The organism is Streptomyces antarcticus (assembly GCF_026627255.1).
GTDB classification, from domain to species: Bacteria; Actinomycetota; Actinomycetes; order Streptomycetales; family Streptomycetaceae; genus Streptomyces; species Streptomyces antarcticus.
Window position 1 is genome coordinate 245,858 of the sequence record NZ_JAPNLM010000004.1, and the last position, 24,279, is coordinate 270,136.

Sequence of the window (24,279 nt, forward strand, 5' to 3'; positions counted from 1 at the left end):
GCACCGCAATGGAGACCGCACGCCATGCACACCGCGAACGACCCCACCGCACCCACCGCACCCACCGGCCCCGCCCGCCGAAGCCTCCTCCTCGCGGGCGGAGCCGGAGCGCTCGCCCTCGCCGCCGGCTGCCGGACCGGCCCCGGCACCACGGCCGACCACGCCCCGGACGGCGGGACGCCCCGGCGCGGCGGCCGCCTGCGCGCCGCCTTCGCCGGAGGCGGCGCCGGAGAGACCCTCGACCCGCACGCCGCCAACCTGTTCGTGGACGCGGCCCGCGCCAAGGCCCTCTTCGACAAGCTCGCCGACTTCGGCGCCGACCTCGCCCCGGTACCCCGCCTCGCCGCCCGCTGGGAACCCAACGCCGCACTCGACACCTGGCGGATCACCCTGCGCCCCGCCGCCTTCCACGACGGACGGCCCGTCACGGCCGAGGACGTCCTCTTCAGCTACCGCCGGATCGCCGACCCGAAGGGAACCTTCCGCGCCAAGGCCTCGCTGGAGCCCATCGACCTCGCCGCGAGCCGGGCCGTGGACGCCGCCACCGTCGAGTTCCGGCTCAAGCGTCCGTACGCCGAATTCCCCAACGTCCTCGCCGCCTTCGGCGCGTACGTCGTCCCCCGGGGCGCCACCGCCTTCGACCGGCCCGTCGGATCGGGCCCCTTCAGCTTCGTCTCCTTCACGCCCGGCAGCAGCCTGCTCGTCAAGCGCCACCCCGGCTACTGGGAGGGCGCGCCGCACCTGGACGAGCTCGAATTCCTCATCGCGGGCGAGGAGTCCGCCCGGGTCAACGCCCTCCTCGGCGGCCAGGTCGAGTACGCCCACGAACTGAACCCGGCCACCGCCCGCGCCCACCAGGGCAAGGGCCGCATCGACGTCGTACGGCTGCCCGGCAGCTCCATGCAGGGCTTCGTCATGAAGACCGACCGCCCGCCCTTCGACGACAAGCGGGTCCGCCAGGCGTTCCTGCTCATCGCCGACCGCCGCGAACTCGTCGACGGCGCCCTCTCCGGAACCGGCGAGATCGGCAACGACCTCTTCGGCAAGGGCTGCCGCTACTACGCTTCCGGACTGCCCCAGCGCACCCAGGACCTCGACCGGGCCCGCGCCCTCCTCAAGGAGGCCGGAGCCGAGGGGCTCAAGGTCACCCTGGACACCGCGCCCGCCGCCACCGGATTCGTCGAAGCCGCCGGAATCTTCAAGGAACAGGCGGCCCGGGCCGGAGTCACCGTCGAGGTGAAGGTCGGCAACAAGGAGACGTACTGGAAGGACATCCAGACCTCCGGCACCTTCGCCTCCTACCGCTCCGGAGCCATGCCCATCGAGTCCCACGTCTCGCAGCGCCTCCTCACCGGCTCCACCACCAACGCCACCCACTGGCGCCACCGCGACTTCGACGACCTGTACCAGCAGGCCCAGTCCACCCCGGACGAGCAGCAGCGCACCGCCCTGTACGAGCGGATGCAGCGCCGGCTGCACGACGAGGGCGGCTTCCTGATCTGGGGGTTCGCCGACTGGATCGTCGCCACCGCCCCCACGGTGCGCGGGGTGTCCAGGACGGCCCCCGCCAACACCCTCGACTGGGCGCGCTTCGACCGGACCTGGCTCGCGTGACCGGCGGCCTCGCCTGGACCGGCCGCCGTCTGCTCCTCGGCGCGGGGCAGACGGCGGCCGTCGTCCTGCTGGTCTTCGTCCTCACCGAGGCGCTGCCCGGCGACGCGGCGGTGGCCCTCGCCGGGGACCAGCCCGACCCCGAGCGCATCGCCCGCATCCGCGAGGCCATGGGCCTGGACCGGCCCGCCGCCGAACGGTTCCTGGAGTGGGTCGCAGGCATGCCGCGCGGGGACCTGGGCACCTCCCTGGCCACCGGACGGCCCGTCACCGGGCACCTCGCCGCCGGCGCCGGCCCCACCCTGATCCTCGCGGGCGCCACCCTCACGCTGCTCGTGCCGCTCTCCCTCGGCCTCGGCATGCTCGCCGCCCGCCGCGAGGGCGGCCTCACGGACCGGGCCGTCAGCGCCGTCACCGTGGCCGTGCACTCGGTGCCCGAGTTCGCCCTCGGGGTGCTGCTGGCCGCGGTGTTCGCGCTCCACCTCGGCTGGCTGCCCGCCACCGCCGTCGGCACCGCGGTCACCGGCGACCCCGCCGTGCTGGTCCTGCCCGTCCTCGTCCTGACGGCCCGGCCCGTGTGCACCCTCAGCCGTCTGGTGCGCGCCGGGATGATCGAGGCGATGGCCTCGCCGTACGTCGCCCAGGCCCGCCGCTACGGGCTCTCCGCCTCCCGCGTCCGCTGGGCCCACGCCCTGCCGGGCGCGCTGGCACCGGCCGGCCAGCAGCTGGCGCGCACCTGCGACTGGCTGCTGGGCGGGGTGATCGTCGTCGAGGCCCTCTTCGTCGTCCCCGGCCTCGGCACCGTCCTCATCGACGCGCTCGCCGCCCGCGACGTACCGGTCGTCCAGGGCCTCGCCGTCGTCTACGGCCTCGTCACCGTCATGGCCAACCTCGGCGCCGACCTGCTCGCGCGCCGCTTGGCCCCCCGCTCGGAGGTGGCGGCGTGACCCGTACCGGAGGCGGACGTGTGACCCGTACCGGAGGCGGACGGGGGACCCGTACCAGGGGCGGACGCGTGATCCGCGCCGCCGCGCGGTACGCGCCCGGGGCCGTGCTCGTCGCCGTACCGCTGCTGCTCGCCGTCCTCGGGCCGCTGCTCGCCGGACCGGCCGGCCCCCGGGCGGTGTCCTTCTCCGCCGGACCGGACCACTGGCTCGGCACCGACTTCACCGGGCGCGACGCCTGGCGGCAGGTCCTCCTCGGCGGCCGGTCGGTGGTGCTCGTGGCCCTCGGGGCGACGCTGCTCGCCTACCTCGTCGCCCTGCCCGTCGGCCTCGCCGCCGCGCTGACCCGCCGGACCTGGCTGGAGGAGGCACTGATGCGGCCGCTGGACGTACTGATCGCCGTACCCTCGCTGCTCCTGGTCCTGCTGGTCGCGGCCGCTTTCGCTCCCGGGCCGGCCGGGCTGACCGCGCTGGTCGGGCTGGCGGCCGTACCGGAGGCGGCGCGGGTGGTGCACGCGGCCGCCGCCGAGGTCGCCTCCCGGCCCGCCGTGGAAGCGCTGCGCATGCAGGGGGAGTCCTGGTGGCGGACCGCCGTCGGGTACGTGGCCCGCTCCCTGCGCCGGACCCTCGCCGCCGACGCCGGGATCCGGCTGACCGGCGCCCTGTACCTGGTGGCGACCGCCGCCTTCCTCGGCGTCGGGGTGCAGCCGGACACCTCGGACTGGGCGGTGATGGTCGACCGCAACCGCACCGGGCTGTTCCTCCAGCCCTGGGCCGTGGTGGTGCCCGCCCTGCTCGTCGCCGCGCTCTCGACGGGCGTCAACCTGCTGTTCGACACGGCCCTGCAGCGCGGCGGCCACCGGAAGGGAGCACGGCGATGACCGTCCTCGTGGACGTACGGGACCTGCGGATCGAGACCGGCGGTCGCGCCGTCGTCGACGGCGTGAGCCTGACGGTCCGCGCCGGCCGGGTGACGGCCCTCGTCGGGCCCTCCGGCAGCGGCAAGACCACCACCGGGCTCGCCCTCCTCGGCGAGTACCCGCCCGGCGCGCGCGTCACGGGCACCGTACGCACCCTGCCGAACGGCGTCGGCTACGTACCGCAGCACCCGGCCGCCGTACTGCACCCCGCCCGGCGCGTCGGCGCGCTGCTGCGCGACGTCGCGGCCCGCGGGGGCGGCGGCCGCCGGGCGGTCCGCGAGCGGGTCCACGCGGCCCTGCTCCGGGCGCAGCTCCCGGACCCGGCGCAGGTGCTGCGCCGGTTCCCCCACCAGCTGTCCGGCGGGCAGCAGCAGCGCGTGGTGCTCGCGCAGGCGCTGCTCTTCGGCGCCGGGGTGATCGTCGCGGACGAGCCCACGACCGGGCAGGACCCGCACACCAAACGGGGCGTCGTACGGGAGCTGGCGGCCCTCGCCCAGCAGGGAGTCGCCATCGTTCTGCTGAGCCACGACCTCGACGTCGTAAGGGAGTTGGCGGACGAGGTCGTGGTGTTGCGGGCCGGCCGCGTAGTGGACCGGGGCCCCGCGGACACGGTGCTCGGCGCGCCGCCGGCCGAGGCGCCGCCGTCCCTTCCGTCGCCGCAGTCGCCGTCGCCGTCGCCGCAGTCCCCGTCTTCGGCGCAGCCGTTCACGGCCCCGCCGCGCCCGTCCGGTCGGCCGTCGGAGCGCGCGGCCGGGCCGCCGCGCCTGGAGGTCCGGGACCTGACCGCCGTACACCGCACCGGGCGCGGCGCCCTCCCGGTCCTGCACGGCGTCGGCGTCTCGGTGTCGGCGGGGGAGTGCCTCGCGCTGATCGGCCGGTCGGGCAGCGGCAAGACCACCCTGGGGAGGTGTGTGGCGGGGCTGCACGCGGGCTACCGGGGCGGGGTCGTGCTCGACGGCGTACCGCTGCCGCCCGGATTGCGGTCCCGCAGCCGGGCGCAACTCGCTTCCGTGCAGTACGTGTTCCAGGACGCGAAGGCGGCCTTCGACGAACACCGGCCGGTCCTCGGCCAGATCGCGCGGACGGCGGTCCGCCTCCGGGGGGCCGACCGCGCGGACGCGCTCGCGCAGGCCCGGCGGACCGTGGAGGCACTGGGCCTGCCCGCGGGTTCGGCAGGGCGCCGCCCGGGGGAGCTGTCCGGCGGGGAGCTCCAGCGGGCCGCGCTGGCCCGGGCCCTGCTGGCCCGGCCGCGGGTGCTCGTCTGTGACGAGATCACCTCGGGCCTCGATCCCGCGGCCCGCGGCGCGGTCCTCGACCTTCTGGCCGGGCTCCGCGAACGCGACGGGCTCGCCCTGGTGTTCATCACCCACGACCTCGCCGCCGCGGACGCGCTGGGCGACCGTACCGCCGTGATGGACGCGGGCCGCGTGGTGCGTCAGGGCCCGGCCCGCCCGGCCGCTGAGCCTGCGCCCGGTCGCTGAGTCGCCGCCTGGCCGCTGAGCCTGCGCCCGCCCCTGCGGACCGGGCGGCGCTCGGGAAGGCCGGCCCCCCCGGGGGCGGTGGCGTCGACCGGTGGCGCAATGTGTTTACTCCAAAGGGCTGTTCATGTGATCACTTCCGCGACCCGGGCGTAAAACGGTCGTTGGGGTGTCAGACGCGATCAAGAAGTGACCGTCCGAGCGCGCCGTGACGTCGCCGCTCGCGCGCTGCACCCGCCCGCCGGGCTCCACAGCCTCGACGCGGCTCCGGGCGTCCTCGACGTGTTCCACGGGGTGCGCGCCCTGGACCCGCCGGGCGGGGTGGTCCTGCGGACGGCGGCCTCGGGTGTGCCCCGGGAGGTGTTCGCCCTCGCCGTCGACGGGGCCGTCCACATCGTCCGCGAGGGCGACTCCGATGCCCTGATGCGGGCCCTGCGCACGATCGGTCTGCGCCGGGCGAGCTGCGACCCCGACCACATGCCTTGACCCGCCGCCCGGGCCTCCCTGCCGCTCCACCGGCACGCCCGGGTCCGTCAGCGTCCGGAGGTGACGCGTTCCGCGTCGGGGGCGGCGGGCTGGGACGGGACCCGGCCGAAGCCCGTCGGCCCGCCGGGGGTGCCCGTGCGGATGTCCTGGACCCCGCGGCGCAGGCTGTCGCGCAGCATGCGGCCCAGCGGGCGCTCGACGAACCGGTGGATGCCCCAGGCGAGCGTGAGCATGAGGGCGGTGACGGAGAGGACCAGGGGGACGGGGGCCACGTCGTCGCGGAACCGGTGGATGAGGGTGAGCCCGGCCATCATGTGGATCAGGTAGAAGGGGTACGTGATCGCGCCCGCGTGGGGGAGCCAGCGCCACTGGACCCGGTCGAGGGCGCCCAGCGCGATGGCCGCCATGACCAGGAAGCCGAGCGTGATGATCACGTGGGCGGGCCAGGCGGGCGTCCGGTCGGTGACGGCGCGGCCCAGGCTGGAGATCATCCGTCCGTGCACGTAGTGCTGGGCGAGCAGGAACTGCACGCCGACGACGGCCCACAGGACGGCGTTGGGCCGGAAGCGCCGCATGAGGTGGAAGGCGATGCCGGCGATGAAGTACGGGGAGTGGGACGGGATCGCGAAGAAGTACAGTGCGACGCTGTCGGCGGTGGGGGCCACGACCCCGGCCACGGTCCAGAGCCCGCAGAAGAGCACGCAGCTGCGGTAGGTCACTCCGCGCAGGGCGACGACGGCCGCGAACAGGACGTAGAACTTGAGCTCGACGAAGAGGGTCCAGTAGGCGTCGTCCACGTTGGGGACGCCGACGCCGCCCTGGAGCATCGAGAGGTTCACCACGACGTCCGCGAACGACTTCAGGGGGCGTACCTCGGGCCAGGTCAGCAGGACGAGGCAGGTGAAGGCGATGCCCGCCCAATAGGCCGGGAAGAGACGGGAGATCCGGGAGACCGCGAAGTCGCCCACGGTGCGGCCCCACACGCTCATGCAGATGACGAAGCCGCTGACCAGGAAGAAGACCTCGACGCCGAGCCAGCCGTAGACGGCCAGCGGCCGCAGGCGCGGGAAGACGGCCGCGGTCGGCTCTCCCCAGGCGCTGTCCAGGGCGACGTAGTGGTAGAACACCACGCCGAGTGCGGCGAGGATCCGGACGGCGTCGAGGGCCGCGAGCCGACGCGGCTTCCTGTCGCCCGCGGCTATGCCCACACTCATCCCTCGACAGCCTCCGTCAACGCACGGCCGTCCTGTGACCGCCGTAGGTCCGCGGAACTCTACATCTCACTCTCGGTCACGCTCAGGGGGGTGATCGCGGCCGCGGGGGATCCGGCAGCCTACGCCGCGCGGGTGCCCGCGCCGCCGGGGCCGAAGTCGCGGGCGAAGCCCTCGCGGAACCCGGGCCGTTCGACCGCCCGCTCGAAGGCCAGCGCTGCGCGAGCCAGCCCGGCCTCGCGCTCCTGGGCGGCCGCAAGCCCGGCGAGGTAGTCCGGCAGGCTCAGGCCGCGTGCCGCCGCGAGCGCGGCGAGCCGGTCGTGTACGTCGGTGTCGAGCTCGACCGCGGTGGTGTCAGCCATGCCCCGAGTATGCCGTGCCCGCCGGCCGCCGCGGGGCCGGTTCGCCGCCGCGGCGGCCGGCCGGTCCCGTACGGGAGTTCGGGCAGCCCCGCCGGGGCGCCGCTCAGCGCTCCGGGTGATCCCCGTGCGCAGGAGCCCCGGCGGCCGGTTCGAGCAGGCGGACGCGCAGGGCCTCGACCAGGGCGGCGTCGGCGCCGAGCAGGTCCGCCGCGTAGCCGTGCACGGACCCGTGTTCCGCGGCCAGGGCCGCGAGGAACAGGCTCATCACCTCGGCGGGCGCGCGGCCGTACCCGGGCCAGACCCGCGTGCGGCCGGGGTGCCCGGCCCGCCAGTCGTCAAGGAGCCGGCCGGTGGCGAGCCCGGTGAGCGCGAAGTCGTCCACGATGTCCTGCTCGGACACCCCCAGCAGGGCCAGGACCAGCGCGGCCAGCAGACCGGTCCGGTCCTTCCCGGACGCGCAGTGGAAGACCGCGGGGCCGTCCTGGGACGCCAGCACCCCCAGCGCCAGGCGGAGTTCGGCGACGCCGTCGTGGGCGACCTCCACGTAGCGCTCGGCGAGGTAGGGCCCCGGTTCCACGTCGGGTCCGAGGGCGGCCTGGTCGTAGGGGCGGTGCTCGACGCTGAGGTTGTGGTAGGCGAGTGACGGATGCCCGGGTACCCGGCCCTTGGACTCGATCTCCCACGGGTAGCGCAGGTCGATGACGGTCTCGATGCCCAGGCCGAGGAAGCGCTCCCAGTCGCCGCCCTCCAGTTTGCCGAGCGAGTCGGCCCGGAACAGCCGCCCCCACCGCACCGTTCGGCCGTCCGCGGTCGGATAGCCGCCCAGGTCGCGGAAGTTGTGGAGCCGTTCGAAAGACACGTGTCGGTTCATCCCCGGCACCCTACGAGGAAAACCGCCGCGCCCTTCGTCGGGGGCCCGCCTGGAGTGTGTGGCGTGCACACGTACCGGAGACGCGACCTCCACCCGGCCCGGCGGCGAGGACGCGACGGGGCCGGGCGCAACGCCCCCCGCCCCCGCCCCGGTCGTCCCGGGCGCGGACGTCGTGCTCGCGGGCTTCTTCTCCGCGAAGGAGAGGGCGTTTGCCGCGCTCATGGCGGAGGTCTCCGCCGAGGTAGAGGCGCGCGGGGGCCGGGTGGTGGGCCACGTCGTCCAGCGCCGCGGGGTGTCGGCCGGCGGAGTGCGGAAGATGGCCCTCCCGTACCCCCCGCGCACGCTGACCGGTTCCGGGAAGGTACGCGAGAGCGCCGCGCTCACCCGGGGCGGGAGTGGGTACAGGCCGCGGTTACGGGCGGCCGAGTCGGACGCGGGCGGCTACCGGGAGGTGGTCGCTGCCCGTGGCGGGGAGGGTCCGGACGTCCCGTACGGTCGCCGAGCGGGCCAGCACCTGATCGATGCGCGCGACGGGGAACGCCGCGGGCCAGCTGAAGGCGAGGCCCCGGCGCGGGACGTCCAGCCGCGAGGTGAGCGGGGCGAGCCCGCGGTCGTCCACCGTGCCGTTCAGGTCGCCGAGCAGGATCACCGTGTCCAGCCGCTCGGCCGCGACGGCCGCGCCCAGCAGCCCGGCGCTCTCGTCCCGGAGCACGGAGCCGAAACCGCGTACCCCGAGGCGGACCGAGGGCAGGTGGGCCACGTACACGGCGATCTCGCCGTGCGGGGTACGGACCGAGGAGCGCAGCCCCCGGTTCCAGTCCTCGCCGATGCCCCGCGGCCGGATGGCGAGGCGCCGCACGTCCGTCAGCGGGTACTTCGACCAGAGTCCGACGGTGCCCTCGACCGCGTGGTGGGGGTAGTCGGCCGCCAGGACCGACGCGTACGCGGGCAGCGCGGCGGGCGTCAGCTCCTCCAGGGCGATCAGCCCGGGTTCGGCCGCGACCAGGGCCCGCGCGGTGCCCGCGGGGTCGGGGTTCTCGTCGCTGACGTTGTGCTGGACCGTCACGATGTCGGTCTCCGCCCGCTCCGCCGGAAGCAGCAGCCCGCCGAAGAGGTACGCCCACACGGCCGCCGGCAGCGCCACGGCCACGGCCGCGGCCGCCGAGCGGCGCCACAGGGCCAGTCCGGCCAGCACCACGACCGCGAGCCCGAGCCAGGGCAGGAACGCCTCCATCAGGCTTCCAGGGCGGCCCGCGGCGTTCGGCACGGCGGAGTGGAACCCCAGCAGGCCCGCCGTCAGCAGGGCGGACGCCGCGAGCGCCCGCCCTCTCGTCCAGGACCATCCGCCCCGCATGCCCTCGCCCCCGCCCCGCTCGGCTGCTTCGGATATCTCGACCGCCGCTTACGACGCGCGGGCCGGTGATCGGGTTCCCGAGGCCCGGTGCCCGCCGGGCGGCCCGCGAGTGCTCCGTACGAGTTCTCTTGGCGGGCCCGTTCGGCCGCAAGGCCGAGTTCATGATCATCATTTTGGCTCCCGATCGTTTTGATGCTGCCATCCGGCCGTGTGAGATCTGGGAGTGCTGCGTGGCCATGTCACGAACGCAACGAGCGCAACGAACGCAAGGTGCTGGGAGGGGTCGGCCGCGTCCCACCCGGGCCTGGGGCGCCGCGGCCGCCGCCACGGGGGTCATGCTGCTCGTCGCGGCGGCCCCGGGTCGCGCCCCCGGACCGGACGGCACGGACGGCGCCCCCGGCGGCCCGCACCGGGAAGCGGCGGTCACCCTGCTGGTCGGCAGGGCGCTGGACGACGGGACCCGGGAGGCCGACGGCTGGTGCGCCGTGCACACCTTCCGGCCCGCGCTGTGCAAGCGCTGGCGGGAGCAGCGGGTGCTGGCCACGGCCGCCGGGGTGGCGTCCGTACTGCGCAGGCCGCCGCTCGGGGACGCCGCCCGCGCCGCCCGGGCGGACGCGCTGCCCACCGACGCGGGAGCGCCGCTGGAGATCGGCCTGGCGGACCAAGGCCTGCTCACCGACGTGACCGTACGGGACGGCCGAGGCCGCCACCTGGCCGGGGAGCTGACCCAGGAGGGCCGGCGCTGGCTGAACACGGAGCCGCTGCGGGCCGGAGAGGCGTACACCCTGCGGGTCGGGGCGCAGGACGCGGCCGGGACCCCCGTCGCCGCGATCCTGCACTTCCGGACCGCGCCGCCCGCCGACGGGGGCCGGCTGATGGTCGACTTCGGACCCCGCCCGGGAACGTACGGCGCTGGGCAGATCGTGACGGCCGCCCTCAGCCGCCCGGTCCCCGCCGGAGACCTCCTGGCGCGCGCCCGGCTGGAACAGGCGCTCCAGGTGACGTCCGAGCCGCAGGTCGAGGGGGCCTGGCACTGGGTCGACGAATCGACCCTGCACTACCGGCCGCGCGCGTACTGGCCCGCCCACGCGGTGGTCAGGGTGCGCAGCGGACTCGACGGGGTGCAGGTCGGCGCGGACCTCTACGGGGGTCCCTCCGAGGGTGTCGCGTTCACCGTCGGGGACCGCGTCGAGGCCGTCACCGACGCCGCGGCCCACGAGATGACGGTGCGCCGCAACGGGCAGGTCGTCAGGACGATCCCCGTCACCACGGGCAAGGCCGGTTTCCTGACCCGCAGCGGCATCAAGGTCGTGCTGCGCAAGGAGTACAAGGTCCGCATGCGCGGGGACTCCATCGGCATCAAGCGCGGCACCAAGGAGTTCTACGACCTGCCCGTCCTCTACGCGACCCGGGTGACGTGGAGCGGGGAGTACGTCCACGCCGCGCCCTGGTCGGTCGAGGCGCAGGGCGAGGAGAACGTCAGCCACGGCTGTACGGGCATGAGCACGCAGGACGCGGCCTGGTTCTTCCACACGGTCCGCGAGGGGGACGTCGTGGAGGTGGTCAACAGCGGGGGCGAGCAGATGGACCCCTTCGCCAACGGCTTCGGGGACTGGAACGTGGACTGGGACACCTGGCTCGCGGGCAGCGCCTTGGCCGGCGAGGACACCCGCCGGCCGAACCGGCCACCCGCACCGGCCCGGCTGCACCCCACGACCTGAACGGGCGGACCGGGCACGTACCCGGCGCAGCCGCAGGACGGGGCCTGTAGGGGGCCCGGGCGGTGCCGGCACGGGCCTGCGTGCGTGCCCGCCGCCGGGGCCCCCGGCGGCGGGGCTCGTCCGGGCTACTCGAACCGGGACGGGTCGCCGGCCCCGCGCCGCACGATCTCGGCCTCGCCGCTGGAGAAGTCCACGACCGTGGTCGGCTGAGTGCCGCAGTCGCCGGAGTCGACCACGGCGTCCACCACGTGGTCGAGCCGTTCCTTGATCTCCCAGCCCTGGGTCAGGGGCTCGTCCTCGTCGGGCAGCAGCAGGGTGCTGGAGAGCAGCGGCTCGCCGAGCTCCGCGAGCAGGGCCTGCGTGACGACGTGGTCCGGGATGCGGACGCCGACCGTCTTCTTCTTGGGGTGCAGCAGCTGGCGCGGCACCTCCTTCGTCGCCGGGAGGATGAAGGTGTAGCTCCCCGGAGTCGCCGCCTTGATCGCGCGGAAGACGTCGTTGTCGAAGTTCACGAACTGGCCCAGCTGTGCGAAGTTCTGGCACACCAGGGTGAAGTGGTGACGGTCGTCCAGGTTCCGGATCGACCGGATCCGGTTGATGCCGTCGCGGTTGCCGAGCGCGCAGCCCAGCGCGAAACAGGAGTCCGTCGGGTACGCGACGAGCGCGCCGGAGCGGATGAGGTCAGCCACGCCACCGATGGTGCGCTGCTGGGGGTTGTCGGGGTGAACGTCGAAGTACTTCGCCATCCGCCGAGCCTACGGGACCCGGCGCACTCCCCGGCACGCCGACTGCCGCCGAACAGAGGAGCCGACGGCCTTCGTTCGGGGGAAAGGGGCCGCAGGGTCCCGGCCCGGCCCGCCCCGGCCGCCGAAGGTACGGTGTCGGCCCCTGCCGAGGCCGTGCGGTGCTCAGGCGCCGCCACGGCAGTAGCGAGGAGAAGTCACGTGTCGCGTGTTTGGAAGAGTGCGGGCCTTGCCCTGGCAGCCGGCCTCGTGGTCCTGGGCGGGGCGTCCGCGGCCTCGGCGGACTCCGTCGCCGAGGGCGTCGCCATCGGCTCGCCGGGTGTCCTCTCGGGCAACGTCGTCCAGATCCCGGTGCACATCCCGATCAACGTCTGCGGCAACAGCGTCAACGTGATCGGCCTGCTGAACCCGGCCTTCGGCAACACCTGCGTCAACGCCTGACCGAGCGCGTCCCGGCCCGCCCCCGCCACCGGCGGGGGCGGGCCGGGCGCCCTCACCCCGCGGCCGCCCGCAGGGCCGCCGTGTGGGCCCGCACCTCGGCGGGCGTCAGGTAGGAGTCCGTGTACTCGAAATCCCGCAGGCTCGGCGGCCGCGTCCGCTGGAAACCGGTACGGACGAAGTCGTCCCCGGCCACCGCGTTCAGCATCCAGTTCGTCAGCACCCTGGTCTTGGCGACGTTCGTCCGCAGCGCCGACCAGTGGTACCCGCGGGCCACCGCCTGCGCCGGAAGGCCGCGCAGCGGGATGCCCAGCGGCTTGGACACGGCGTCCGTGCCGCCGAGGTCGACGACGAGCCCCAGGTCCCGGTGGGAGTAGGGCCGCAGCGGCTGCCGCCGCAGCGTCGCGATCAGGTTGTCGGCGAGCGTGCGCCCCTGCCGCAGCGCATGTTGCGCCGTCGGCGGGCAGATCGCGCCGTCCTTGCCCGACGCGAGGTCCGGTACGGCGGCGGCGTCGCCCAGGGCGAAGACCCCGGGAGCCCCGGGCACGGTCAGCTCGGGGGTCACCACCAGCCGGCCCCGCTCGGTCTCCGCGTCCAGGGTCGCGACCAGCGGGCTCGCGGCCACTCCGGCCGTCCAGATCAGCGTCCGGCTCGGCAGCACCCGCCCGTCCGTCAGGGTCACCTCCTCCGGTCCCGCCTTCGCCACGCTCACCCCGAGGGACACCTCGATCCCGCGCCGCCGCAGGATCTCCAGGGCGGCCTTTCCGAGGGAGTCGCCGAGCTCGGGCATCAGCTTGGGAGCCAGGTCCAGCAGGTGCCAGCTGATCTGCCGGGGGTCGAGGCGCGGGTAGCGCTTCACCGCCTGATGGGTCAGCCGCTGCAGGCAGGCGGCCGTCTCCGTGCCCGCGTATCCTCCGCCGACCACGATGAAGCACAGCCGGGACGCGCGCTCCGCCTCGTCCTGGCTCGCGTCGGCCAGGTCCAGCTGCGCGATGACGTGGTCGCGCAGGTAGGCGGCCTCGGCGAGGGTCTTCATGCCCCGCGCGTGCTCGGTGAGCCCGGGGATGTCGAACGTACGGGTGACGCTGCCGGGCGCCAGCACCAGGTGGTCGTACTCCCGCTCGGTCACCTCGCCGGTGATCGTGCGGATGACGCAGACCTTCGCCACCGGATCCACGCCGATCGCGCCGCCGGGCACGATCCGGGTCCGGTGCCGGCGGCTGCGCCGCAGCGAGACGGCGATGGACTGCGGGGTCAGCACCCCGGACGCCACCTGCGGGAGCAGCGGAAGGTACAGCTGGTAGGAGGTCGGCGTGACCAGGGAGATGTCCGCCTCCTGCGGTGTCAGCCGGCGCTCCAGCCTGCGGACGCACTCCACTCCGGCGAAGCCGGCGCCCACCACGAGAATCCTCGGTCGTGTCACGGTGTCCGTCCTCTCTCGGGCGGCCCGGTGATCGGGCCGGACCGGTCACCGCGCCCCTTCCCCGTCCGGAGCGCTCTGCACACGGGAAACCCGGACGGCCGCGTATACGGCCTCGGATTCCCCGTTTCCACGGCCCACCGCCAGGACCCGTGGGACAGTGGAAGGCATGTGCGGCCGATACGCCTCCACCCGCGGCCCGGGCGACCTCGCCGACCTGTTCGGGGTCACCCGATGGGACCCCGCGGAAACCCTGGCGCCCAGCTGGAACGTCGCTCCGACCGACCCGGTGTGGGCCGTCCTGGAGCGCCCCGATCGCGAGAGCGGCGTCGTGGAGCGCGGCCTGCGGCCGCTGCGCTGGGGGCTGGTCCCCTCCTGGGCGAAGCGCCCGGACACCGGAGCCAAGATGATCAACGCGCGTGCCGAGACCGTGCACGAGAAGCCGGCCTACCGACGCGCCTTCGCCAAACGCCGCTGCCTGCTTCCCGCGGACGGGTTCTACGAGTGGGAGCCCGTCCCGGCCACGGACGCGGCGAAGGCGTACAAGCAGCCGTACTTCATCACGCCCGAGGATTCCTCGGTGCTGGCCATGGCGGGCCTCTACGAGTTCTGGCGCGACAAGGCGGTGACGGACGACGACGATCCGGCGGCCTGGTGGACCACCTGCACGATCATCACCACGGAGGCCGTGGACGCGGCCGGCCGCGTCCACCCCCGCATGCCGCTCGCCATCGCGCCGGCCGACTACGAGACCTGGCTCGACCCCACGCACCAGGACCCGGACGAGCTCCGCGCCCTGCTCGGCACACCGGCCGCGGGGCGCCTGAACGTGCGCGCCGTCTCCACCGCCGTCAACGACGTCCGCAACAACGGCCCCGAGCTGCTGCACGCCCCGTCGTGACCGGGCGGCGTGACCGGGCCCGTCCCGCTCACGCGCCGTACTTGGCGTACCGCGCTCGCGTTGCGGCCCGGCGGCCACCGGGGGAGGGTCGTGAGGCGAGCCCGCCCCCAGGGAGGAACCGAGCCATGCCCATCGCCACCGTGAATCCCGCCACAGGCGAGACCCTGCGCACCTTCCGGGCCCAGGGCCCCGACGAGGTCGAGCAGTGCCTCGCCGAGGCCGCCGCGACGTTCGCCGACTACCGCACCACCGGATTCGCCGAGCGGTCCGCGCTCCTGCTCGCGGCCGCCGACCTCCTGGAGGCGGACAACGAGGACATCGCCCGGACCATGACCACCGAGATGGGCAAACCACTGGCCGCGGCCCGCGCGGAAGCCGCCAAGTGCGTGAAGGCCATGCGCTGGTACGCCGCGCACGCCGCATCGCTGCTCGCCGACGAGCACCCCGCCGAGAGCGACGTCCGCGACTCCGGCGCCGACTCCGTACTGGTCCGCTACCGGCCGCTGGGGGTGGTCCTCGCCGTCATGCCGTGGAACTTCCCGCTCTGGCAGGTCGTACGGTTCGCCGCACCCGCGCTGATGGCCGGGAACACGGGCCTCCTCAAGCACGCCTCCAACGTGCCCCAGACAGCGCTCTACCTCGGGGACCTGTTCCACCGGGCCGGATTCCCCCGGGGCTGCTTCCAGACCCTGCTGATCGGCTCCGACGGCGTGGAGCGGGTGCTGCGCGACCCCCGGGTCGCCGCCGCGACACTGACCGGCAGCGAGCCGGCCGGGCGGGCGGTCGCCGCCGTGGCCGGCGACGAGGTCAAGAAGACCGTCCTGGAACTGGGCGGCAGCGACCCGTTCGTCGTGCTGCCCTCCGCGGACGTCGCCCGGGCCGTCAAGACCGCCGTCACCGCGCGCGTGCAGAACAACGGCCAGTCGTGCATCGCCTCGAAGCGGTTCATCGTCCACACCGACGTGTACGACGAGTTCGCCGCCGGGTTCACCGCCGCCATGTCCGCGCTCACCGTGGGCGACCCGATGGACGAGGCCACCGACGTCGGCCCCCTCGCCACCGAACAGGGCCGCGCCGACCTCGAGGAACTCGTCGAGGACGCCGTCCGCCACGGCGCCGCCGTCCTGTGCGGGGGCGGCCGGCCCCAAGGGCTGGACGCGGGCTGGTTCCACGAGCCCACGGTCCTCGCCGACGTCACCGCCTCCATGCGCATCGACCAGGAGGAGACGTTCGGGCCGGTTGCCACGCTCTACCGCGTCGGCAGCCTGGAGGAGGCGATCGAACGCGCCAACCACACCCCCTTCGGTCTGAGCTCCAGCGTCTGGACCGCCAGCGACGAGGAAGTGGACGCCTGCGTACGAGACATCCAGGCCGGCGGGGTCTTCGTCAACGGCATGACCGCCTCCCATCCCGCACTGCCCTTCGGCGGCGTCAAGCGCTCCGGGTACGGCCGCGAGCTGTCCGGGCACGGCATCCGCGAGTTCTGCAACGCGACCACGGTCTGGCGGGCGGGCGCCTGAGGCCGGAGCCCGGCCGCCGCGCGTCTCTTCGTACGATCGGACGTGCGCCGGGAGTCGTCCGGCGCACGACGAGGGGAGCGGGCGATGCGGGCCGTCAAAGTCGCGGTGGTGACGAGCGGTGAGGGCGTCGCACACGACGCCGACCTCCCGCTGATCGCGGAGGCACTGCGCGCCGACGGGCTGGCGGCGCGGGCGGTGGCCTGGGACGACCCCCGCACGTCGTGGGACGGCTTCGACCTGGCGGTCATCCGGTCGACCTGGGACTACGCGGAGCGGATCGGCGAGTTCCTGGCCTGGGCCGACGCGACGGCCGGAGCCACCCGCCTGTGGAACCCGGCCCCCGTGGTGCGCTGGAACAGTGACAAGCGCTACCTGGCCGACCTCGCCGCACGCGGAGTCCGCGTCGTGCCGACCCGCTTCCTGGAACCGGGCGGACCGTACGGCGAGGCGGACTTCGACCGGCCCGGGGGAGTGGTGGTCAAGCCCGCCGTGTCCGCCGGAGCACGGGACACAGCCCGCTACGAGCCCGGCCGGCACGCGGACGCCGCACGCCACGCCCGGATGCTCCTGGACCGGGGCCGCACGGTGATGGTCCAGCCGTACCTGCGCCGGGTGCAGGAGGGGGAACGGGCGCTGGTGTTCCTCGGCGGCGCGTACAGCCACGCGATCCGCAAGGGGCCGCTGCTCACCGAGGCCGGGGTGATCGACAACTTCCGCGTCGCCCACCCCGGCGTCACCGCCTACCAGCCGACCGACGCGGAACTCCGCACGGCGCGCGAGGCCCTGGCGGCGGTGCCCGCCCCGGGCGCGCCGGTGTTCGCCCGGGTCGACCTGGCACTGGGCGGGGACGGGGAACCCGTGGTGATGGAACTGGAGCTCATCGAGCCCAACCTCTTCCTGCGGTATGCCCCGCAGGGGCCGCGGCACTTCGCGGAGGCGGTCCGGGCGGCCGCGCCGGTCGAGGCCGCGGGGTAGGCGGGGTAGGGCAGAGCGGTCGGGGCCGGTGGGGTGCGGTCGGAGGCTCTCGGGGCGTCCGGGGCGTCCGGGGCGTCCGGGGCGCGGGGCAGGCGTGGGCTGTCGGGGCGCGGGGCCGACCGGCGGCGACGGGGCGGCCGGCGGGCCGTTCCCGGGGCGGAGGCCGGGCGCGCACCACGGCGCGGTACGGGGCCGGCGCACCGGGGCCGATCTGCTGAACCCGGGCCCCGCGGGGCATCCCGGCCGCCCGGAGCGGGCAGCCAGCACGGGTGACCCCCTCCCTGGCGAGCCCCGCGCCGCCCACCGCCACCCGCCCGCGCCGGGCGCTGCTCGCGGGCTCGGCCGGCAACTTCGTCGAGTGGTACGAGTTCGGCGTGTACGGCTGCTTCGCCACGGTCATCGCCGCCCACTTCTTCACCCCCGCCACGGCCTCCGGCAGCGGTGGCGCCGGGCCGCTTATCGCCACGTACGCCTCCTTCGCGCTGGCCTTCTTCTTCCGACCCGTCGGCGCCCTGCTGTTCGGCCGGCTCGGCGACCGCGTCGGCCGCCGTCCCGTCCTGGTCCTCGTCATCGGCCTGATGACGTGTGCCACCACCCTGATCGGCCTGCTTCCGACCCAGGCGACGGCCGGCGCGGCCGCCCCGTGGCTGCTCACCCTGCTGCGCGCCCTCCAAGGCCTCTCGGCCGGAGGGGAGTTCGGCGGCGCCGTGGCCCTGATGACCGAATGCGCGCCGCCCGGGCGACGCGGCCGCTACGGCGCCTGGCAGTCGTTCACCGTCGCGCTCGGGCTGCTCGCCGGTGCCGGGACGGCCGCGCTGCTGGCCACGGTCCTCTCCCCGGCCGCCCTGCACGAGTGGGGCTGGCGCGTGCCGTTCCTGCTCGCCCTGCCGCTCGGCCTGGCCGTCCTGCGGCTGCGCACCGGACTGGTGGAACCGCAGGGCCCTGCGGCGGCGCCCGGGGCAGCGGTCCGGCCCGGCGTGGCGGTCCGGCCCGGGGCGGCGGAAGGGACCGGGGGTGCGGAACGGCCCGGGCGTACGGCGCGGCCGGGGCGTGCGGGGCGGCCCTGGCGTACGGCGTGGCCCCGTACCCCCTCGGCCGCCGCTCCCTGCCTCGGCGGCTCCGGCGCTCGCCCCGCCGCCGGATCGACCGCCCGCGCCGTCGTCCTCGGCATCGGGCGGATCACCGGCTGGTCGGCGGCCGGCTACACCTTCCTCGTCGTCCTGCCCTCCTACCTCCAGTCCACGCTCGGCGCGTCCTTCCAGGAGGCCCTGATCGCCACCACGTTCGCCAACCTCGGCTTCGCCGCGTCGATCCTCCCCGCCGGAGCGCTCAGCGACCGGGTCGGCCGCCGCCCCGTCATGCTCTGCGGCGCCCTCGCCGTCGCCCTGTTCGCCCTCCCCCTGCTCCACGTCCTCCAGGACCCCGGCACCTCCACCCCCGCCAAGGCCGCCGCCCTGGTCTGCGCGGGTGCGACGGTCGGACTGCTCGCCGGTCCCGGGCCCGCCATGCTCGCCGAGATGTTCCCCGCACGCGTGCGGTGCACCGGGCTCGGGGTGGCGTACGCCCTCGCCAACGCGGTCTTCGCCGGCTGCGCGGGGCTCGTGATCACCGCCCTGACCGACCTCACCGGCTCCACCGACATCCCCGCCTACTACGCCGCCGGCGCCTGCGCCCTCAGCGCCGCGGCCCTGGCGACCCTGCGCGGCGACGACCACCTCGTGCCGCTGCGGTGAAGGTCGTCGGCCTGATGTCGGGCACCTCCCACGACGCCGTCGACGCCGCAGCCGCCGAACTCACGCTCGACGGCGCGGGCGACACCCTGCGGCTGGTCCCGCTCGGCATGGTCAGCGCCCCGTACGAAGACGCCCTGCGCCGCGCGCTCGCCGCGGCCCTGCCTCCCTCGCCCACCACGATGGCCGACGTGTGCCGGCTCGACACCCGCATCGGACAGGCCTTCGCCGCGCTCGCCGTCCGCGCCGACCGTGAACTGTGCGGGGGCCGAGCCGAGCTGATCGCCTCACACGGGCAGACCGTCTACCACTGGGCCTCCGGAGGCCGGGTCCACGGCACCCTCCAGCTCGGCCGGCCCGCCTGGATCGCCGAAGCCACCGGCTGCCCCGTCGTCTCCGACTTCCGCCCCGGCGACGTCGCCGCCGGCGGCCAGGGCGCCCCGCTCGTCAGCCTGATCGACACGATGCTGCTGCGCGGGCGCCCCGGAGTCCCCACCGCCCTGAACATCGGCGGCATCGCCAACCTCACCGCCCTCCCCGCGACGGGCCCGGCGGTCGCCTTCGACACCGGCCCCGGCAACGCCCTGATGGACGCCGCCGTCCACGCGGCGACCTCGGGGCGCGCCGGCTACGACGCGGACGGCGCCCTCGCCGCCCGCGGCCGGGTCGTTCCCGCGCTCCTGCGGCGGCTGCTCGACGAGCCGTACTACCGGCTGCCCGCCCCCAAGACGACCGGCAAGGAGCTGTTCCACTCCGGCTACCTGCGCACGGCCCTCGACGGCTTCGACTCCCTCACACCGCCCGACCTCCTCGCCACCCTCACCCGGCTCACCGCCCGCACCGTCGCCGACGCGCTGCGTCCGCTCGGCGCCACCGAGGTCGTCGCCTCCGGCGGCGGCACCCGCAATCCCGTCCTGATGTCGATGCTCCGCGAGGAACTGGCCGCCGGTACGGCCCTGCTGGACTCCGGCGCGCTCGGACTGCCCGCCGCCGAGAAGGAGGCCTACGCCTTCGCCGTCCTCGGTTTCCTCACCCTGCACGGCCTCCCCGGCAACGCCCCCGAGTGCACCGGGGCGCGCGGTCCGCGCGTGCTCGGCTCGCTCACCCCCGGCCGGCGCCCGCTGCGGCTGCCCCCGGTCCCCGCCCGTGCACCGCTCTCCCTCGTGGTGGGCCGGGGGTGAGGACGGCCCGAGCCCCCGGCCGGCGCCGCTGTCGGCGTACGGACACGCGCGCTGCCCTGGGGGGTGCCGTCGAACTCGCTCCTGCCGTGCGACGCCCGGCACGCACGCACCGGACACCGCACGGCCCGCCCTCGGGCGTACGGAACGACTTCGGCGACACCCCCTCGGCCTCTTCGACGATGCCCGCCCCGGACTGCCTGGCCGATCTGCCCCGGCCCGTGGCCGACTCGGCCAACTGCTCGATCGTCACCGCCATACGAGGCGGCGAGACCACCCTCGCGGCCTGCCTGGTCCCCTCCGGCGGCAGGGCCGATGCAAACTCATCGCCCCCGGGAAGCTGTCCGCGCAGCTGCCGGGCGCCGACCGGGTCGGGGGTCTGTGCGTCCGCGCCCCGCCTCACTCCGCCTGACCCCGTATGGGCTCCGGCGAGACGGCGCGACGGCGAGACGGTGAGACGGCGCGACGGCGTGACGGTGCGGGCCCGGTCGTACGATGAGCGGGCGATCACGCCCGGCCGGGGCGGGACGTCAGCGGACGGAGGCATTCCGTGCACCAGCACCCCGTGCACCAGCAGCCCGTCACCGTCGTCACGGGCGGCAGCCGCGGCATCGGCGCCGCGATCTGCGCGCGCCTCGCGGCAGACGGCCACGACATCGTCCTCGGCTACCACTCCGACGCCGAGGCCGCCGGCAAGGTGGCCGGGACCGTCCGGGACGCGGGCCGCCGCTGTACCGCCGTCCGCGTCGACACCGCCGACGAGGCCGCGGTCGACCACCTCTTCGACACCGCCGCCCGCCTCGGCCCCGTCACCGGCCTCGTCAACAACGCCGGTGTCAGCGGCCCCAACGGCCCCTTGGCCGAAGCCGACGCGGCCGGCATCCGCCGCTCCCTCGACGTCAACGTGCTCGGCTACCTCCTCTGTGCCCGGCGCGCCGTCCGCGACATGGCGCGCACCGGCGGCGGGGCCGTCGTCAACATCTCCTCGGCCGCGGCCACCCTCGGCGCCCCCGGCCAGTACGTGCACTACGCCGCCGCCAAGGCCGCCGTCGACGCCATCACCGTGGGACTGTCCAAAGAGGTCGCCGCCGACGGCATCCGCGTCAACTGCGTCGCCCCGGGCACCGTGTGGACCGACTTCCACGAGGACCCGCAGCGCCCGGCCCAGGTGGCGCCGCACATCCCGATGGGCCGGGCCGGAGAGCCGTACGAGATCGCCGGCGCCGTGTCCTGGCTGCTCTCCGCCGACGCCTCGTACACGACGGGCGCGGTCCTGCGGGTCGCCGGTGGCCTGTAGGCCGTCTCCGGCCGGGGTGCCGGGCGCCGTGACCACCGGACGGCGGTGGGAATGGTCCGGCCTGCGGGGCGTCGTCGTCCTTGGATAGGGTGCCGATCGATACGGCGTTCTGCGGGGGAGACACGAGTTGATGAACGGTCAGCAGCCGGACCGGGGCGGCAACGCCCCACAGATCTTCCAGCCGCTCGCGGGGGACGACCCGACCACCATCGCCGGATACCGTCTGGCCGCCAAGCTCGGCGCGGGCGGCATGGGAAAGGTGTACCTGTCGTACACGCCCGGCGGACGGCCCGTGGCCATCAAGGTGATCCGGCCGGAGTTCGGTGAAGACCCCGAGTTCCGCCGCCGGTTCGCCCAGGAAGTGCAGTCGGCGCAGCGCGTACAGGGGCTGTTCACGGCCCCGGTGATCGACGCCGACACGGCAGGCGCGCAGCCCTGGCTGGCCACCGCCTACGTACCGGGCCCCTCGCTCTCCGACGCCGTCGTCGCGCACGGCGCGCTGCCCGTCGAGGCGGTCCTGCTGCTCGTCGCGGGCATGGCCGAGGCCCTCCACGTCATCCACGGCGCGGGCATCGTGCACCGCGACCTCAAGCCGTCCAACGTGCTGCTCGCCGCGGACGGCCCCCGCGTCATCGACTTCGGCATCGCCTTCGCCGCCGACGCCACCTCGCTCACCGGCAGCGGCGTCACCATCGGCACCCCCGCGTTCATGGCCCCCGAGCAGGCCGCCGGGCACCGGGTGACCCCCGCCACCGACATCTTCGCGCTCGGCCAGGTCGCGGCGTACGCGGCGACGGGCTCCCCGGCCTTCGGCGAGGGCACCTCACACGGCGTGCTCTACCGGATCGTCCACGAGGAGCCCGACCTCACCGGAGTCCCGGACCGGCTGACCGAGCTGGTCACCCGCTGCCTCGCCAAGGATCCCTCGGCCAGGCCCTCGGTCGCCGAGGTCATCGGCCTGTGCCAGTCCGCCAACGCGGAGACCGTGCTGCGCCGTCCCGAGGACTGGCTGCCGGCCCCGGTCGCCGCGGACATCACCGTACGTGCGGCCGCCCCCGCCCCGGTACAGACCCCGCCGCCGCCGTCCTCGGCCCCCTCCGTCGCGTACTCGCCCACCACACCGGTCGCGCCCGCCACACCGCCCCCGGGGTACGCGCCTACCGTGTCCGCGGCGCCGGCCACGCCGCCGTCCGGCTTCGGCCCGCCCACGCCCCAGGGGTACGAGCCGCCCCGCCCCCGGCACCCCGCCGCTCCGGCGCCGATGCCGGCCCCCGGCCACCCGCACGCCTACGCCCCGACACAGTTCCCCACGCACCCGCACCCGCAGCCGTACCCCGTACCGCCGAACGGCGCGGGACCCCGCCGCGGGCCGGTCCTCGCCGTCGCCGCCGCGGTGGTCCTGGCGATCGTGGTGGCGGGGACGGCGTACTCCGTGTTCGACAACCAGGGCCGGTCGCAGGGCCAGCCGGACGCCGGCGGACGGACGACCGACTCGAAGCAGGACACCGGCTCGTCGAGGGCGGCAGAGCCGAAGGCCGATCCGAAGCCCGCCGACTACAAGGGCATCAACCTCACCGCCGGATACCACCTGACCCTCGGGGAGGAGGTCCGGCCGCAACAGGGCGAGGACGGCGGATACGAGCTCTCCTACGACACGGGCGGGTACCTCGACGCCGAGACCTCCGGCGGGAACCTGGTCCTCCTGGATCCGGGGCAGGAGGGCTCGCTCGCCGCGTGCCGCGCGGACACCCGGTTCACCCAGAACGTCTACGTGAACAAGCTGTCCAAGGGCCGCCAGGTCTGCGTCACCACCGGTACGGGGCACCTCGGCCTGGTAACGGTCCAGGGGTTCTCGCCGGAGGACTCGCCCAGCAAGTACCTCACCCTCGACGTGACGGTCTGGCGCAACGCCGCCCCCACCCCGTAAGGCGTGACGGCGGGCCCGCACCACCGGTGCGGGCCCGCCGACGACAGGGGGAGCTCAGGCGCGGATGATGTTCTCCGCCTGCGGGCCCTTCTGGCCCTGCGTGATGTCGAACGACACCGTTTCGCCCTCGGTCAGTTCGCGGTATCCGTTGCCGGAGATGTTGGAGTAGTGGGCGAAGACGTCCGGTCCGCCCCCGTCCTGGGCGATGAAGCCGAAGCCCTTTTCGGAGTTGAACCACTTCACGGTGCCACTGGCCATGCTCGCCCCTCTGATCATTCAGCGAGCGGCCCGGGACCGGGCCGCCGCGGGCGCGCCCGCCTCACGGGCCGCCCGACCCCAGTCCTCCCCGTGGATGACACCAACTACACCCGCACGGAACGGTCTTGTGGGATCCTCCGGGCCGCGGACCGCACAGATCCACCCCATCCGGTAGGAACCCGGCGAGTGGCGCGGGTGCCCGGACCGCACGCCGCCGGCACGCTCGTGCGGGGAGCGGCGCACCCGCCGGTCCGCCGGTGCGGACCGACTCGGGGCCGTACGCTCGGTACCGTCCGCACGACGGCGGCACCACCGTCCCCCTCCACGCGCACACCGGGCAGGCGATGAGCTCTCAGACGTTTCAGGCAGGACAGACGGGCCTCATCGTGCGGGTCCCGGAGGCCGAACCTGCCGTCCGCGCGTGGCGCGAACGGCTCGACCCCTCGGCGCACGACGGCGTACCGGCCCATGTCACCGTCCTCTTCCCCTTCCTCGACGAGAGCCGCCTCGACGCGGACGTGATCGCCGCCCTGACCGGGATCGTGGCCGGCCACCGCGCCTTCGATCTGCGCTTCCGCGAGTGCGGACGGCTCCCCGAGGTCCTGTACCTCGTCCCCGAGCCGGCCGCCCCGCTGCGGGCGCTCACGGAGGCCGTCGCCGCCCGCTGGCCCGAAGCCCCGCCGTACGGAGGCCGGTTCACCGAGATCATCCCGCACCTGACCATCGCCCAGGGGCAGGACGAGGCCGCCGCGGACGAGATCGAAGCCGGCCTCCTCGGCCGGCTGCCCATCGCGTCCCACGTCTCCTCGGTCGTACTGATGGCCCACGACGGAACGGCGTGGCGGGAGCGTGCGGTCTTCCCCCTCGGCCGGCGGGAGGCGGCTCCCCCCGGACGTCCGGGCTCCGTACCCGCGGAGACCACCTGAGACCGGCT

At 75.0% G+C, this 24,279-nt stretch carries 22 protein-coding genes; 15 read left to right on the forward strand and 7 right to left on the reverse strand.

Annotated elements, in window-relative coordinates:
• Positions 1-24: 24 nt before the first annotated feature.
• The 5 genes from OTB16_RS09090 (at position 25) to OTB16_RS09110 (ending at position 5,439) form a co-directional block, all read left to right on the forward strand.
• Complete coding sequence (locus OTB16_RS09090; protein ID WP_267719466.1) at positions 25-1,614, forward strand: ABC transporter substrate-binding protein; 1,590 nt, start codon at positions 25-27, stop codon at positions 1,612-1,614.
• Positions 1,611-2,558 (forward strand): ABC transporter permease, encoded by a 948-nt coding sequence (locus OTB16_RS09095; protein WP_267719467.1) that lies wholly within the window; start codon positions 1,611-1,613, stop codon positions 2,556-2,558. Before OTB16_RS09090 ends, OTB16_RS09095 begins: the two co-directional genes overlap by 4 nt.
• A gap of 68 nt (positions 2,559-2,626) precedes the next feature.
• On the forward strand, positions 2,627-3,436 hold the full coding sequence (locus OTB16_RS09100; protein WP_420717652.1) for an ABC transporter permease subunit: 810 nt from the start codon (positions 2,627-2,629) through the stop codon (positions 3,434-3,436).
• Positions 3,433-4,956 carry an ABC transporter ATP-binding protein gene (locus OTB16_RS09105; RefSeq protein ID WP_267719468.1) on the forward strand — a complete coding sequence of 508 codons (1,524 nt, stop codon included), beginning with the start codon at positions 3,433-3,435 and terminating at the stop codon, positions 4,954-4,956. The genes OTB16_RS09100 and OTB16_RS09105 overlap by 4 nt, the downstream gene beginning before the upstream one ends.
• 186 nt (positions 4,957-5,142) lie before the next feature.
• Entirely contained in the window at positions 5,143-5,439 is a 297-nt protein-coding gene (locus OTB16_RS09110; RefSeq protein WP_267719469.1) for a hypothetical protein, read from the forward strand.
• A gap of 47 nt (positions 5,440-5,486) precedes the next feature.
• On the opposite strand, the gene OTB16_RS09115 is transcribed toward OTB16_RS09110, so the two are convergent.
• The 4 genes from OTB16_RS09115 to OTB16_RS09130 all read right to left on the reverse strand — a co-directional run bounded on the left by OTB16_RS09115 (position 5,487) and on the right by OTB16_RS09130 (position 9,237).
• Positions 5,487-6,653, reverse strand: a complete 1,167-nt coding sequence (locus tag OTB16_RS09115; RefSeq protein ID WP_267719470.1) for an acyltransferase family protein — start codon at positions 6,651-6,653, stop codon at positions 5,487-5,489.
• A 119-nt stretch (positions 6,654-6,772) separates the two neighbouring features.
• Positions 6,773-7,012, reverse strand: coding sequence for an antitoxin MazE7 (locus OTB16_RS09120; protein ID WP_267719471.1), 240 nt, complete (start codon positions 7,010-7,012; stop codon positions 6,773-6,775).
• Positions 7,013-7,115: 103 nt separating this feature from the next.
• Positions 7,116-7,883, reverse strand: a complete 768-nt coding sequence (locus OTB16_RS09125) for a tyrosine-protein phosphatase (protein WP_267719472.1) — start codon at positions 7,881-7,883, stop codon at positions 7,116-7,118.
• 412 nt (positions 7,884-8,295) lie between these two features.
• Positions 8,296-9,237, reverse strand: coding sequence for an endonuclease/exonuclease/phosphatase family protein (locus OTB16_RS09130; RefSeq protein WP_267719473.1), 942 nt, complete (start codon positions 9,235-9,237; stop codon positions 8,296-8,298).
• A 335-nt stretch (positions 9,238-9,572) separates the two neighbouring features.
• Between OTB16_RS09130 and OTB16_RS09135 the strand changes: the two genes are divergently transcribed.
• Positions 9,573-10,958 carry a L,D-transpeptidase gene (locus OTB16_RS09135; protein ID WP_267719474.1) on the forward strand — a complete coding sequence of 462 codons (1,386 nt, stop codon included), beginning with the start codon at positions 9,573-9,575 and terminating at the stop codon, positions 10,956-10,958.
• Between the two features lie 125 nt (positions 10,959-11,083).
• On the opposite strand, the gene OTB16_RS09140 is transcribed toward OTB16_RS09135, so the two are convergent.
• Entirely contained in the window at positions 11,084-11,704 is a 621-nt protein-coding gene (locus OTB16_RS09140) for an L-threonylcarbamoyladenylate synthase (RefSeq protein WP_267719475.1), read from the reverse strand.
• A gap of 198 nt (positions 11,705-11,902) precedes the next feature.
• On the opposite strand from OTB16_RS09140, the gene OTB16_RS09145 reads away from it, so the two are divergent.
• A complete protein-coding gene (locus OTB16_RS09145) occupies positions 11,903-12,142 on the forward strand; it encodes a chaplin (protein WP_267719476.1) in 240 nt (79 codons plus the stop codon).
• Between the two features lie 52 nt (positions 12,143-12,194).
• On the opposite strand, the gene OTB16_RS09150 is transcribed toward OTB16_RS09145, so the two are convergent.
• Positions 12,195-13,562, reverse strand: coding sequence for an NAD(P)/FAD-dependent oxidoreductase (locus OTB16_RS09150; RefSeq protein WP_267719477.1), 1,368 nt, complete (start codon positions 13,560-13,562; stop codon positions 12,195-12,197).
• Positions 13,563-13,728: 166 nt separating this feature from the next.
• On the opposite strand from OTB16_RS09150, the gene OTB16_RS09155 reads away from it, so the two are divergent.
• The 7 genes from OTB16_RS09155 to OTB16_RS09185 all read left to right on the forward strand — a co-directional run bounded on the left by OTB16_RS09155 (position 13,729) and on the right by OTB16_RS09185 (position 23,087).
• Positions 13,729-14,460 carry an SOS response-associated peptidase gene (locus tag OTB16_RS09155; RefSeq protein WP_267719478.1) on the forward strand — a complete coding sequence of 244 codons (732 nt, stop codon included), beginning with the start codon at positions 13,729-13,731 and terminating at the stop codon, positions 14,458-14,460.
• 125 nt (positions 14,461-14,585) lie between these two features.
• Positions 14,586-15,980 carry an NADP-dependent succinic semialdehyde dehydrogenase gene (locus tag OTB16_RS09160; RefSeq protein WP_267719479.1) on the forward strand — a complete coding sequence of 465 codons (1,395 nt, stop codon included), beginning with the start codon at positions 14,586-14,588 and terminating at the stop codon, positions 15,978-15,980.
• Positions 15,981-16,064: 84 nt separating this feature from the next.
• On the forward strand, positions 16,065-16,955 hold the full coding sequence (locus OTB16_RS09165) for an ATP-grasp domain-containing protein (protein WP_267719480.1): 891 nt from the start codon (positions 16,065-16,067) through the stop codon (positions 16,953-16,955).
• Between the two features lie 269 nt (positions 16,956-17,224).
• Complete coding sequence (locus OTB16_RS09170; protein ID WP_267719481.1) at positions 17,225-18,688, forward strand: MFS transporter; 1,464 nt, start codon at positions 17,225-17,227, stop codon at positions 18,686-18,688.
• Positions 18,685-19,866, forward strand: a complete 1,182-nt coding sequence (locus tag OTB16_RS09175; protein ID WP_267719482.1) for an anhydro-N-acetylmuramic acid kinase — start codon at positions 18,685-18,687, stop codon at positions 19,864-19,866. Before OTB16_RS09170 ends, OTB16_RS09175 begins: the two co-directional genes overlap by 4 nt.
• Positions 19,867-20,428: 562 nt before the next feature.
• On the forward strand, positions 20,429-21,160 hold the full coding sequence (locus OTB16_RS09180) for an SDR family NAD(P)-dependent oxidoreductase (protein WP_267719634.1): 732 nt from the start codon (positions 20,429-20,431) through the stop codon (positions 21,158-21,160).
• 130 nt (positions 21,161-21,290) lie between these two features.
• The gene (locus OTB16_RS09185; protein ID WP_267719483.1) at positions 21,291-23,087 is read left to right on the forward strand and encodes a serine/threonine-protein kinase; all 1,797 of its coding nucleotides are present in this window, start codon (positions 21,291-21,293) and stop codon (positions 23,085-23,087) included.
• A 54-nt stretch (positions 23,088-23,141) separates the two neighbouring features.
• Here the strand turns inward: OTB16_RS09185 and OTB16_RS09190 are convergent, their stop codons facing one another.
• Positions 23,142-23,345 (reverse strand): cold-shock protein, encoded by a 204-nt coding sequence (locus OTB16_RS09190; protein WP_267719484.1) that lies wholly within the window; start codon positions 23,343-23,345, stop codon positions 23,142-23,144.
• A gap of 344 nt (positions 23,346-23,689) precedes the next feature.
• Between OTB16_RS09190 and OTB16_RS09195 the strand changes: the two genes are divergently transcribed.
• The gene (locus tag OTB16_RS09195; protein WP_267719485.1) at positions 23,690-24,271 is read left to right on the forward strand and encodes a 2'-5' RNA ligase family protein; all 582 of its coding nucleotides are present in this window, start codon (positions 23,690-23,692) and stop codon (positions 24,269-24,271) included.
• The last annotated feature ends 8 nt before the right edge of the window (positions 24,272-24,279 follow it).

What these genes read in the sequence shown, in the direction of transcription:
- OTB16_RS09090 (WP_267719466.1), top strand. Translation starts at nt 25, where the DNA reads ATGCACACCGCGAACGACCCCACCGCACCCACCGCACCCACCGGCCCC.
- OTB16_RS09105 (WP_267719468.1), top strand. Translation starts at nt 3,433, where the DNA reads ATGACCGTCCTCGTGGACGTACGGGACCTGCGGATCGAGACCGGCGGT.
- OTB16_RS09115 (WP_267719470.1), bottom strand. Translation starts at nt 6,653, where the DNA reads ATGAGTGTGGGCATAGCCGCGGGCGACAGGAAGCCGCGTCGGCTCGCG.
- OTB16_RS09120 (WP_267719471.1), bottom strand. Translation starts at nt 7,012, where the DNA reads ATGGCTGACACCACCGCGGTCGAGCTCGACACCGACGTACACGACCGG.
- OTB16_RS09125 (WP_267719472.1), bottom strand. Translation starts at nt 7,883, where the DNA reads ATGAACCGACACGTGTCTTTCGAACGGCTCCACAACTTCCGCGACCTG.
- OTB16_RS09130 (WP_267719473.1), bottom strand. Translation starts at nt 9,237, where the DNA reads ATGCGGGGCGGATGGTCCTGGACGAGAGGGCGGGCGCTCGCGGCGTCC.
- OTB16_RS09135 (WP_267719474.1), top strand. Translation starts at nt 9,573, where the DNA reads ATGCTGCTCGTCGCGGCGGCCCCGGGTCGCGCCCCCGGACCGGACGGC.
- OTB16_RS09140 (WP_267719475.1), bottom strand. Translation starts at nt 11,704, where the DNA reads ATGGCGAAGTACTTCGACGTTCACCCCGACAACCCCCAGCAGCGCACC.
- OTB16_RS09155 (WP_267719478.1), top strand. Translation starts at nt 13,729, where the DNA reads ATGTGCGGCCGATACGCCTCCACCCGCGGCCCGGGCGACCTCGCCGAC.
- OTB16_RS09160 (WP_267719479.1), top strand. Translation starts at nt 14,586, where the DNA reads ATGCCCATCGCCACCGTGAATCCCGCCACAGGCGAGACCCTGCGCACC.
- OTB16_RS09165 (WP_267719480.1), top strand. Translation starts at nt 16,065, where the DNA reads ATGCGGGCCGTCAAAGTCGCGGTGGTGACGAGCGGTGAGGGCGTCGCA.
- OTB16_RS09185 (WP_267719483.1), top strand. Translation starts at nt 21,291, where the DNA reads ATGAACGGTCAGCAGCCGGACCGGGGCGGCAACGCCCCACAGATCTTC.
- OTB16_RS09190 (WP_267719484.1), bottom strand. Translation starts at nt 23,345, where the DNA reads ATGGCCAGTGGCACCGTGAAGTGGTTCAACTCCGAAAAGGGCTTCGGC.
- OTB16_RS09195 (WP_267719485.1), top strand. Translation starts at nt 23,690, where the DNA reads ATGAGCTCTCAGACGTTTCAGGCAGGACAGACGGGCCTCATCGTGCGG.